The 11,939-nt window shown below is 54.8% G+C and carries 9 protein-coding genes and 1 pseudogene; 3 read left to right on the plus strand and 7 right to left on the minus strand.

Features of this window, described 5'->3' with window-relative positions; genetic code table 11:
• Nucleotides 1-324 precede the first annotated feature (324 nt).
• Nucleotides 325-861: a cob(I)yrinic acid a,c-diamide adenosyltransferase gene (locus VAE55_RS04100; RefSeq protein WP_322814536.1), complete on the minus strand. Its 537-nt coding sequence runs from the start codon at nt 859-861 to the stop codon at nt 325-327.
• A gap of 259 nt (nt 862-1,120) precedes the next feature.
• Here VAE55_RS04100 and VAE55_RS04105 point away from each other — a divergent pair, with 259 nt between their 5' ends.
• Both VAE55_RS04105 and metG read left to right on the plus strand, forming a co-directional pair.
• On the plus strand, nt 1,121-2,095 hold the full coding sequence (locus VAE55_RS04105) for a cation diffusion facilitator family transporter (protein WP_322814537.1): 975 nt from the start codon (nt 1,121-1,123) through the stop codon (nt 2,093-2,095).
• A 552-nt stretch (nt 2,096-2,647) separates the two neighbouring features.
• Entirely contained in the window at nt 2,648-4,450 is a 1,803-nt protein-coding gene (gene metG, locus VAE55_RS04110) for a methionine--tRNA ligase (RefSeq protein WP_322814538.1), read from the plus strand.
• A 148-nt stretch (nt 4,451-4,598) separates the two neighbouring features.
• Here the strand turns inward: metG and VAE55_RS04115 are convergent, their stop codons facing one another.
• The gene (locus VAE55_RS04115) at nt 4,599-5,186 is read right to left on the minus strand and encodes a DoxX family membrane protein (protein WP_322814539.1); all 588 of its coding nucleotides are present in this window, start codon (nt 5,184-5,186) and stop codon (nt 4,599-4,601) included.
• Nucleotides 5,187-5,531: 345 nt separating this feature from the next.
• Here VAE55_RS04115 and VAE55_RS04120 point away from each other — a divergent pair, with 345 nt between their 5' ends.
• On the plus strand, nt 5,532-6,539 hold the full coding sequence (locus VAE55_RS04120; protein WP_322814540.1) for a hypothetical protein: 1,008 nt from the start codon (nt 5,532-5,534) through the stop codon (nt 6,537-6,539).
• A 605-nt stretch (nt 6,540-7,144) separates the two neighbouring features.
• On the opposite strand, the gene phnE (VAE55_RS04125) is transcribed toward VAE55_RS04120, so the two are convergent.
• The 5 genes and pseudogenes from phnE (VAE55_RS04125) to VAE55_RS04145 all read right to left on the minus strand — a co-directional run bounded on the left by phnE (VAE55_RS04125) (nt 7,145) and on the right by VAE55_RS04145 (nt 11,824).
• Entirely contained in the window at nt 7,145-7,957 is an 813-nt protein-coding gene (gene phnE / locus VAE55_RS04125; RefSeq protein WP_322814541.1) for a phosphonate ABC transporter, permease protein PhnE, read from the minus strand.
• On the minus strand, nt 7,957-8,769 hold the full coding sequence (gene phnE / locus VAE55_RS04130; RefSeq protein ID WP_322814542.1) for a phosphonate ABC transporter, permease protein PhnE: 813 nt from the start codon (nt 8,767-8,769) through the stop codon (nt 7,957-7,959). The genes phnE (VAE55_RS04125) and phnE (VAE55_RS04130) overlap by 1 nt, the downstream gene beginning before the upstream one ends.
• Before the next feature lie 24 nt (nt 8,770-8,793).
• The gene (gene phnC / locus VAE55_RS04135) at nt 8,794-9,603 is read right to left on the minus strand and encodes a phosphonate ABC transporter ATP-binding protein (RefSeq protein WP_322814543.1); all 810 of its coding nucleotides are present in this window, start codon (nt 9,601-9,603) and stop codon (nt 8,794-8,796) included.
• A 73-nt stretch (nt 9,604-9,676) separates the two neighbouring features.
• Nucleotides 9,677-10,552, minus strand: coding sequence for a phosphate/phosphite/phosphonate ABC transporter substrate-binding protein (gene phnD / locus VAE55_RS04140; RefSeq protein ID WP_322814544.1), 876 nt, complete (start codon nt 10,550-10,552; stop codon nt 9,677-9,679).
• Nucleotides 10,553-10,826: 274 nt separating this feature from the next.
• Nucleotides 10,827-11,824, minus strand: a pseudogene (locus VAE55_RS04145) (transposase).
• Nucleotides 11,825-11,939 lie beyond the last annotated feature (115 nt).

Here is an 11,939-nt window from a genome sequence, read left to right on the forward strand (position 1 = left end):
TGCGCGACACGCACATGATGCACGTGTAAAGCAACCCATTCAGCACGTGATACCACGGCTGGAGCGGCGCACTGCTACCGGGTCAGTCGCTCAAAACAATACCCATAGCGATCATCCCCGCTGATACGCACGTGGTTAACACCGGTTGTGGGTAATGCATAGCCCAGCGGTGGCAGGTCAGGGTGGAGATGTGTCGCAACACCCCCGGCAGACCCGGTTGCCGTAGGGGCGGGTTCTCAACCCACCCGCCGGGTTCTCAACCCGCCCCCTACCACCACCCACGCTAGCGATCTGCGATCCGAGACTCCCCTTCGTTCACCATCGTCACTTCTGCCAGGGCACATCACTCACCCCTGCCCTGGCGTTCGCGATCCGTGCTGCCACGAACAGAAAATCCGATAGACGATTGAGATAGGTTAAAATCTCAGGTCGCACCTCTTCCTCGGTGGCCAGCGTCACTACCACCCGTTCGGCCCGCCGGCAGATCGTGCGGGCCAGATGGAGATGCGCCGCTACCGGATGCCCGCCGGGCAAGATGAACTGCTTCAGCGGCGATAATTCGGCTTCCATCGCGTCAATCTGCTCTTCCAGAAACGCGGTTAGCTCAGTAGAGACGCGCGGAATATACGGCGACTCACCGGGTGACGCCAGGTCTGCCCCAACCACAAAAAGCTGATTCTGCACAACGGCCAGCACGGCATCGAGTGCCGGATCAGGGCCGGCTGCGCGGGCCACACCAAGAGCCGCGTTGCACTCGTCAACTGTGCCATACGCCTGCACTCGCAGATCGTCTTTCCGAACTCGCTGACCGCCAAACAGACCTGTTTCACCGGCATCCCCGGTGCGTGTGTAGATTTTCATAGCGTTACTCACTTATGCCAGGTATTGTACTCTTGTTGTCCATACTACTCGTAGTATACACGAGAGCGTGATAGTGCGAGGGGATGTTTCACCACCAAGACACAGAGGCCACAGAGGTGTATGTCGTCCCGTATCTGAAAGTTTCGCCTTCGCAAAATTGCCGATTGCGCTTCCCGAAGATTCGGCTGCGATCTTGCCAAAACCGCCATGATCCAGCTATGCTGGTTGGTGAAACGTGGAACTAACGCGGAGCACAACGGTGAGTCAACGACAAACGCTAACCCGCTATGCCTGGCTCGCAATTGGCGCTGCCATCGCGACCATTGGTCTTAAATCAGGCGCATTCTGGTTGACCGGCTCAATCGGTATTCTGGCCGATGCCCTCGAATCGCTGGTGAACCTGGCTGCGGCTGTCATTGCATTGATTATGTTAACGATTGCTGCGCGCCCCGCCGATGAAGAGCACGCCTACGGGCACGGCAAGGCCGAATACTTTGCCGGTGCGTTGGAAGGTGTCTTCATCATTATTGCCGCCATGGGGATTGGCTGGACAGCCATTCAGCGCATATTATCTCCACAACCACTCGATCATACCGTCGCCGGTTTGCTGGTCGCCGGTATTGCTACCCTGATCAACGGCGGCGTAGCCATCGTTCTGTTGCGGGCCGGACGGCGCCACGACTCGCTCACTCTCGAAGCTGATGGTCAACACCTGCTGACCGATGTCTGGACATCGCTGGCAGTGGTGGCCGGCATTGGTCTGGTCGCTCTCACCGGCTGGTATGTCCTCGATCCGTTGATTGCACTGGCAGTAGCGGTGAATATTACCTTCACCGGAATCGGGCTGGTACGCCGTGCTGTCCTGGGGCTGATGGATACCGCTTTGCCGGCGAGCGAGCTGGCGGCAATCCACAATGCACTCGCCGATCTCAACAATTACGGGTGCGATTACCACGCCCTGCGTACTCGTCAATCAGGCGCAAGGCGCTTTATCTCGTTTCACCTTCTTGTGCCCGACACCTGGAGTATCCAACAGGCCCACGCGATGGCCGAGCAGGTCGAAGCGGTAGTGCGGGCTGCGGTGCCAAACAGCACGGTCTTCACCCATCTCGAACCGCGCAACGATCCAACCGCACTCGCCGATGTTGGGCTGGATCGAGATGAAGCGTGTGTACTTGTCGATGCTCACTCTCCGTGCCTTATGGCTGAGCAGGCAGAGAGGGGAAGGTGGTAAATCGCTTGCCCCACCTTCCCCGGCTTTCTCATCTTTCCCACCAGTAGAGATGCCCGGTCACCCAGACACAACCAGCAGCAATCATTAGAGCACCGCTGTTCTCATCTTTCCCACCAGTAGAGATGCCCGGTCATCCCTTGCAGAACACAGCTAACACAGCATACCTGGTACGTGGGATTACTCATCCTCATCAGCTCCCTGCGTCAGTTGTGTATACTTGCCCCACAAGCCCGGCCCGGTGTCACGACGCAGCGTTCCACGTTTTGAGTACATTACGGACGCATAGCGCACAACAAACGCGCTACAATCTGTTATACTAGATTACCAGCAATCATTGCACGTGGAGCTACCATGGTACACCAATCGCGCGACCCTGTAACGCAAAACGGTTTTTTCCCCGCCCGCTGGTGCGGTTTACGCCTGACTGCACGCGGTTACATGGCGGCCTGACCGCCTTTCTCCTTTACCACAGATATACTCACAGTGCTCTGCCGCAAGATTCATTGGAAGCACGTTCGTCAGTTGTTATTGATTGACGTTTGAGGTGATACAATGCCTGAACATATCCTGGTTGCCGTTGCATGGCCGTATGCCAATGGGCCGCGTCACATCGGCCACGTTGCCGGTTTTGGTGTCCCGGCTGATATTTTTGCCCGTTACCACCGTTTGCGGGGGAACCACGTGCTGATGATTTCGGGCACTGATGAGCACGGTACGCCGATTACGCTGGTTGCCGACAAAGAAGGAACCACGCCCCAGGCGATTGCTGATCGCTACAACAAAATCATCGGCGACGATCTCTACAATCTTGGTTTGAGCTACGATATTTTCACGCGCACGACAACCGCAAACCACTATGCGGTAACCCAGGACATCTTCCGCACGCTCTACGAGCGGGGCTATATCATTCGCCAGGAGACACTGGGTGCGTTCTCGGCCACAACTGGCCGTACTCTTCCCGATCGCTACATCGAAGGCACCTGTCCCAACTGTGGCTACGACGAAGCACGTGGCGATCAGTGTGATAACTGTGGCAGCCAGCTCGATCCAACCGACCTCATCAATCCGCGCTCGAAGGTGGATGGACAACCGCCGGTGTTCAAACCTACCGAACACTTCTTTCTCGATCTGCCGGCGTTTGCCGAACAGTTGCACGCCTGGATTGATCAGCAAACCCACTGGCGCCCGAACGTGCGCAACTTCTCGCTCAACTTCTTGAAAGAACTCAAACCACGGGCCATCACGCGCGATCTGGAGTGGGGTGTGCCCATTCCCCTGCCGGAATATGCCCATCGTGACGATAAAAAGATTTATGTCTGGTTCGACGCAGTGATCGGCTACCTGTCGGCCAGCATCGAATGGGCACGCAATAGTGGTCAACCCGATGCCTGGCGTACCTGGTGGCAAAACCCGGCTGCCCGCCATTTCTACTTCATGGGCAAAGATAACATCGTTTTCCACACGGTGATCTGGCCGGCAATGCTGCTCGGTTATGGGGCCGGTGGTGATTTTGGTGCCGATCCGAGTGGAACCTATCAAGGCGTTCCCCTTCAATTGCCGTACAACGTCGTATCGAGTGAATTTCTCACGATGGAGGGGAAGAAGTTCTCAAGCTCGCGTGGGATTGTCATCTACGTCAACGATTTTCTCAGCCGGTACGATGCCGATGCGCTGCGCTACTTTCTGACCATCGCCGGGCCAGAAAACCAAGATACCGATTTCACCTGGGCCGAGTTTGTGCGCCGGAACAATGACGAATTAGTGGCAACGTGGGGCAATCTGGTCAATCGCACACTGACCAATGTCTACAAAAATTTTGGGAGCGTCCCCCAACCCGGCCCCCTGACCGCACCTGACGAGCAGTTGTTACACGAGGTGAACGGCGGTCTGGAAACGGTGGGCGATCTGCTGGCTACAGCCCGCTTTAAGGCTGCGCTGAACGAGGCGATGCGGCTGGCCGCGCAGGTGAATATCTATCTGAGCGAACAGGAACCGTGGAAGGTGATTAAGAGTGATCGCGAGCGTGCCGCAACCATCTGGTACGTCGCCCTGCGTTGCGTTGATACGCTCAAGATCATCTTCACACCGTTCCTGCCCTTCTCCAGCCAGCGCCTGCACGAGTATTTGGGGTATGACGGTTACATCGCCGGCCCGCTCTTCTTCCGCGATGTCACCGAAGCTGATGGCTGCGTTCATCGCGTACTGACCGGCAATTATGCAGAATGGGTCGGGCGCTGGCAACCATCAGCGTTACCGGTGGGGCAGGCGCTCCGCCAACCGCAGCCGCTCTTCAAGAAGCTTGATGAAAAGGTCGTGGATGAAGAACTAGCGCGGATGCAGAGTCGGGCGCCATAGGCGGCGTGGTTGTCATCTCAACGCACGTCGCCATTGGTGAGAGCATTGACTCCGGATCAAGAACAAATGTTTGCTACACCGTAAAACAGGAGCACTGGTGTCAACCGGTGCTCCTGTTGCCCTTTCGCCTACGACGAGTGCTGAGGATTTACGCAGACGCCGGACTGGTCTGTACTGGTTTGTTGCGTCCCCACGGCGTACCCAACAGTGGGAGCAGGTAATAGTCAAGGCCGTAGTAACCGGCAACCTTCCAGCCCAGCATCAGAATAATGGCCAGAGTGAACATCACCGGGTTGGTACTGGCCGTCCCCGCCAGCATAAAGTTGAAGTTCATCAGTGCGCCGAAGAAAGCCGAGAAGCCGACCAGACCACCAACGATCAGCCCGATACCGACCAGAATCTCACCGTAGACGATCAGTTTTGCAAACCAGGTGTGCGATTCGGTATCGATCAGAAACTGAATAAACGAGCGATACCAGTCATAAGCGATTGGCGGTCGCCCGGTTTCGGGAATAGCGACTGCATTCTTCCAGAAACCCAGAATAGCTGCACCACTTTCCATCCAGGCAGGATTATTCAACTTGCCCCAACCAGATGTTAACCATGAATAACCTAAGAAGAGCCGAATAATTAAGAACAACCACGCGAACTTCGTACTGCTGAAGAGCGCCTGCACGAACGGCGGATCAGGAAACTGCACTTCACCGCGCTCGTTAACCGGGGTTTTGGGTAGCATAACTGGCCTCCTTGCCTGTTAATTGTGAAAGATTTCCTGTAATTACTATAACAAAAGAGTCGGCTTTAGAAACGAAATACATGACAATTGTTAGTTAAGAGATAGTTGCACAAGGTCCGTCCACCACCTGTCTGAGTTCAACATCACTGAATTGCGAACCCACTATGCTGATCACCGCAAGGCATTTGCCAGGTATTTTTCGATACCATAAAAACATTTTATCTCTTAATTATTTTTAGCTAATTTTTAACTATCGAACACATGTTTGACTTTGCGACTTACCTCATGTATAATGCAAGGGCCAGTCACATCCTTATATACTCTTGAAACTGCATGGAGGTTTTTATGAGGTCGCGCTGGCTGCACCTGTTGTTTATCGCAGTTGTAGCAACGTTATTGACCGCGCTGATGCCGGCTGTGCCAGCTCAGGCACAGAACCGCATCTGCTTCAATGAAGTTCCCGATTGTATTGAAGGACGATTTGCCGAATATTGGCAGCAGAATGGTGGGCTACCGGTGTTTGGTTTTCCGATAACACCGGCTTTCCAGCAAGAGGTTGAAGGCACGGTGCGGCTGGTGCAAATCTTCGAGCGCAATCGCTTTGAGCTGCATCCAGAGAACGCACGCCCCTACGACGTTTTGCTCGGTCGGCTAGGCGACGATCTCTTGCAGCGACGGGGTACACCTTGGCAGAACGAACCCAAAGCTCCAACCACATCGCAGGCCGGTTGTCGCTACCTTGCACAGACACAACACCTGATCTGCGATGCATTTCTGCGTTACTGGCAATCGCATGGCCTGGACTTCGACGGACGGCGTGGCTTTAGCGAGGCTGAGAGCCTGGCCCTGTTTGGATTGCCGCTCACCGAGCCACGTCTGGAGACCAACTCTTCCGGTGATACGGTCTTGACCCAGTGGTTCGAGCGGGCACGGTTTGAATTACACACCAATCTTGGGCCTGATGTTGTCCTGCTGGGTTTGGTAGGTCGCGAGGCATTTGCCCCGCAACCACCAACACCAGCGCCACCACCGGCTCCGGCCGATCCCTGCGCCGATATTCCGGCGCCGATCAATGGTGAGATCACCACTGCCTGTATTACGGATGACGTTACCGAGATTGCTGCCGGTGGTTTTGGCTTTACCCCCGGTGAACGGGTAGGCACGTATATCACGCAGGTAGAAACCGGTCAGGTAGTTGGCCTTGAGGTGATAGGCGATAAAACAGCCGACGCCGATGGCTTCTACGGTCTGATGATCTTTGAGCCACAATCGTTGCCGAAGGGACTGTATGCGCTCACCATGGAAGGGGTACAGTCGGGCTTTAAGGTTATCGTCTACTTCAAGCGGGTATAGCTGGTAGTATTGTAGCCTCCATACTCCCCACGCAGGCGACCGGTGCGTGGGGAGTGTTTCTTTTGTGATGTAAAAAACCTATCCCCAATATTCTGAAAGGCGCGGTTTGACGACCATCCGGAGCTGTCACTCGTTGGATTAGAACTTATTTCATAAAAAGTTGTACTATCGCGCTCTCATAACCATCTCCGGTGCCATCACGCGCTGGATAGGTTGCCTTGTTTGCTCATCATCCGCGTGTGGCGTCGTTTGGAGTGCGGCAGCCATGCTGCCGTGCCAGCCGTACACACGATCCGGCACGTGTCACATCGTTAACCCGGCTAGTCACGCGAATGCCAGGTGTGCTCGTCACGATCATAGAATTCGGTCGGCAATGAATGAGATACCTTCACAGGAGATGTTTTTGAAACAGGTTCTAGCTGCCTTGCCCGCTCGTCACGCGCGTTTCGCGTCATGTGGAGTGCGGCAGCGCGGCTCCGCACTAGTCGTACTCACGATCAGGAGCCGGTCATGCCGTTGACCCGGCTGGTCGTGCGTGATCATCGAAAGAAATAACTTCTCGCTCCCCGTCTCTCTTGTCGCTATGGCAACAATTCGCACAGAGTCTAAATGATCGCTTGCCGCACTTTTGCCGAAACCCATTCACTGATAAGCACCAACCCAAAAATGGCGACAAAGATCATTGCGGCCTGATCCCAGCGCAGCAAATTCACTGCTGAATTGAGATTGAGACCAATTCCTCCTGCGCCAACCAGACCGAGAACCGTCGCCTCACGAATATTGATGTCCCAGCGAAAAACGCTGATTCCTGCAAAGCTCGGCATAACCTGGGGCAAAATACTGTAGCTTAACACTTGCAACGGACTGGCTCCAGTGGCAGTAATTGCCTCAACCGGCTCACGGCTCGTCTCTTCGATTGACTCATACGCCAGTTTACCGATGAAACCGATGGAACGCAGGCCAATTGCGATAATGCCGGCCAGGTTGCCAGGGCCGGTAATCGCCACAATAATCAATGCCCAGATCAGCGAATTCACCGATCTCGATACCACAACAATCAGCAAAGCAAGGTAGCGGATTAACGGGTGGGGTGTTGTATTGCGCGCTGCAAGAAAACTGAGCGGGAATGCCAGCACTACAGCAAGCAGTGTACCGAGTGTCGCAATATTCACGGTATCCCAGAGCGGTTGCCACAACTGGCCAGCATAGCTCCAGTCAGGTGGAAACATGCGCTGTAAAAAGATACCAAGCTGCTGTGACGCATCGGCAACAAACTCCCAACGGGTTGATCCTGAGATGACATTCCAGCAAATGAGGGTCACGATGGTACCACCCAACCAGCCAGCCCAGATTCGTAGACGAGTCTGGGTGTCGTAGCGCTGCCAGAGCTTTGTTTGACCACTGATACGTACCGGCATTACTGCAACCTCTTACGAATTTCACCAGAGATGAGTTCAGTTATCATCACCAGCGCAATAATCACAATTAAGATTGCACTGGCTACGTCATAATCGTAACGACTGAAGGCTGTTTGCAACGTCGAGCCAATCCCACCCGCCCCCACAATACCAATGATCGCCGACTCGCGCAGGTTGATGTCGAAGCGATACACACTCAGACCTACCAGTCGAGGCGCTACTTGCGGTACTACGGCGTAAGTAATGAGCTTCAACCAGGAAGCACCGGTAGCCCTGATTGCTTCCAGTGGGGCAGGATCGGCCTCCTCAATATCTTCAGCCAATAACTTGGACAGAAAGCCAACGGTAGCAAAGATCAGTGTACAGAGACCTGCCAGGGGGCCAAAGCCAAACATGACGACAAAGACGATAGCAATGACCACTTCCTGAAATGTGCGCGAAAGAATGATAAGACCACGACATACCAGATACACCGGTGCCGGTGCAATATTACGGGCTGCTCCCAGGCCGATTGGTATCGACAGAAGTACTCCCGCCACGGTGGCAACTACTGTCATCGTCAGGCTTTCCAAGACACCGGCTTGAATATCACTCCAACGCGACGCAAAATCCGGTTGGAGGAAGGCACTGACAATCTGGGCACCACGCTGTAAACCACGAACCAGCCGATTGCCATCTACAGCTATCGAGCTGATCGCAAGTACCAGATACGTCAGACTGCCGATCAGAAGTCCCCATCGTAGCCAGGAGTTTTTAATCCATGGTGGTTTACGCCAGCGTCGGCTGGTTGAAGAGGAGATCGTTGTCGCCATATTGTTAATCCTGAGGGTTTACCCTCATACTGTTCGCTCATTCTCGATCGCAGAGGCTTCGCTATCCCGCAGTTCAACGTCTCGTTTCTGACCCCAATCTTCTTCACCATAAATCTCGGTCAATTGCTGATATGACAGATTGTCTGGCGAACCGTCATACACAATCTCGCCCGCCCGCAGACCAACGATACGCTGCACAAACATCTGGGCCAGTGGGACATCGTGAATATTAATAATAACAGCCAGTCCCCGTTCACGGGCCAAATCGGTAATTAAACGCATAATCTGTCGTGATGTCTTTGGATCAAGACTTGCTGTTGGCTCATCAACCAAAAGCAAATCTGGATTCTGGATTAAAGCACGAGCAATCCCAACCCGTTGACGCTGACCGCCAGAAAGAGCATCAGTCCGTTTATCCACAAACTCGCCCAAACCAACTCGATCGAGCAGCATAAATGCTTGATCGATATCGGATTGCGGAAAGCGACGAAACCAGCTCTGCCAGAAATTCACATACCCCAGTCGCCCAGAGAGGACATTCTCCATCACCGATAACCGCTCAACCAGGGCATACTCTTGAAAGATCATTCCAATCCGCCGCCGGATACGTCGCAATTGCGCATGATTGAGGGCTGTAATCTCAGTGTCTTTCAGCCAGATACGACCAGAAGTCGGTTCAACCAGACGATTCACGCAACGGATCAACGTACTTTTGCCGGCACCTGAAGGGCCGATTAATGCCAGCACCTGCCCTTCAGGTACGGTCAGATCAACCCCCTTCAACGCCGTATCACCAGTTGGGTACTTCTTTACCAGTTGTTCTATCCTCAGCATACGAATGGTTTCCTGATATAAAACACGCGAGACGGATGATCGAGTCATCCGCCTCGCTCGAACCAAATCTCCTTTACGGTACGTACTTCACACCCAGGGCAGCATCGATCTGTCGAATAACTGCCCAGTACTCCTGGTATGTAATCGGTATAAACTGTGCCTCTCCCGATTTGCTAAACTCTTGCTGGAGCGATGTTCCTTCCCAGTTGAACGTTGCGAATGCTTCACGTACCTTAGCAGCCAGTTCGGGATCGAGGTTGTACACATAACCATAGCCGGTCGTCGGGAAGGTTTGTGAGCGGTAAATGGAACGTACCTGATCGGCAGAGATCACGCCACGCTCGATCATTCGTTTCATAACCGAATTCGCAATCGCAGCCGCTTCGTAATCACCGTTCGCCACACCGAGAATTGAATTGTCATGACCACCGGAGAAGAGCGCGTTAAAATCACGCCCTTCAACCATGTTGAATTGGGACGACAAGAGTGCTGAGGGTGCCTTATAGCCTGAGTTCGAGGTCGGTTCGGTAAAGGCAATCTGACGTCCCTTCAAGTCCTCAATTGACTGAATATCGCTGTTGGCCGGTACAATGATCTCCATCTCATAGCCGAACGAACCATCTGCTTTTGCCATCATTGTGAAGGGAACAAAGCCGGCAAAATTGACGGCAAAAGGTACACTTCCGGTGTTGAACCCGGCAACGTGGAGACGTCCGGCACGCATCGCCTCAAGCTGCGCTGCATTTGAGTCGACAGCAAAGAACTCAACCTTCTTACCGGTCACTTGCTCCAGATAGGCAAGAAAATCGGCCCAGGCAACCCGATACACAGCCGGGTCTTCCACCGGTGTGTAGGCAAAAATAATCGTATCTGGATTCACCCACTGTGATCGATCTTTTGGCGGGTCAGCCACTAGATCACCATCTTCATCACAAAAACGGGCGTCCATCTCAGGTGGTCTTGGGCAGGTGTCTGTTGCAGCAGCAGGGGCAGCAGTCGGGGCGGGGGCAGCCTGGGGTGCAGACCCACATGCCGCCAGCACAAAGCCAATCAGAAGAAGGAGTAATGGGTATCGAGCATTCCACAGCATAACGATTACATACCCTCCCAGTAACGAAGCCAATACAAACGGTCGTACCGTAGCATGTAGACATTATGAGAAACTTGTATAATTATTAAGAAAAGGTAAAAAGACAGAGAGAGTTGTTTAAAGTAAGCATGAGTTACGCAGTTGAGAGCTGGGTAGAGCGTGGATGGGCCAAGGAGGCCCGTATTGCCTCACGGACAATGGCGGCTTTGGCCGCACCCCACGACCTGCCTGTCCGCAACCGGTGACATGCCAGGCGGAGGAAGGCCCGCAGCACCAGACCGATAGGATTCCGCTGGGCACGGGCGGCGCGGTGCTGGGCGCGTTCGATGCTGCAGTCCTGCGTGATACCGCGATGGGACGCTTCGCTGCGCCATCGAGAGCGAGCGTCCTCCGCACCCTGGTCGGCACCCATCGCCAGGTCGCTCGTGGCCCAGTCGTCGCTGCCACCGTCTGGAGTGACCATCGCGACCACCGCGCTGACGCCATCGCCCGTCAGATGCACGACCGCGCCTTCAGCTGGAACCGATACGTCCCTGCTCGGTCGATTGCCCGACCCATCGGGATCACCGAGGTGATTGGCGTTCAGGTGGGTCAGCCACTGCCAGGGCAGCGAGCGCACCAGGTTCAGGTGCTCCAGGCTGGCATACCAGCTATCGACGGCGAGCAGGTGGGGGTGAAAGCCCCGTGCTGCTGCTGCCTGCACCATCGCCCGGACGTGGTCGTTCTTGGTCAACCTGTCGTGTGCGTTGGCGTAGACACGGACGTCGCAGGGCAGTGAGCGTTCCCATCGCTCCACAGCATCCTGATCAGCTTGATGCCCACCACCACCCGCTGATGGTTGCCCGACCAATGGCGCGTGACCAGCGCCATCGCCCGGCGATACAGTGTGTCCAGCGTCATGTCATCAATAATGAGGAAGCCCGTGGTCACCGACACCCAGGGGTGTACCGCTGCCCACACAGCAATGCCATCCGCACGACACCGGTGCCGCAGCCGCGTGGCGGCAGCATGCGCCAGACGGTTCGTGGGTGCACCCGGATGGCAGCGTGCTGCTTCGGTCGTGCTAAACACACACTGCGCTGCGACCAGAACGTGGCTATCGTCCAGTTCGTCGCACGTCGGTGGGTTCATCGGCGCCCACCTCCATCATCAGCCAGGAACACGGGAGACGGAGCGACGAGTGCAACAAACGCGGATACGGGGTATCGCCTCATGTATCCACCATCAGTCGGGAACTGCGTAACTC

It is taken from the genome of Chloroflexus sp., from assembly GCF_034432675.1.
Classification (GTDB): Bacteria; Chloroflexota; Chloroflexia; order Chloroflexales; family Chloroflexaceae; genus Chloroflexus.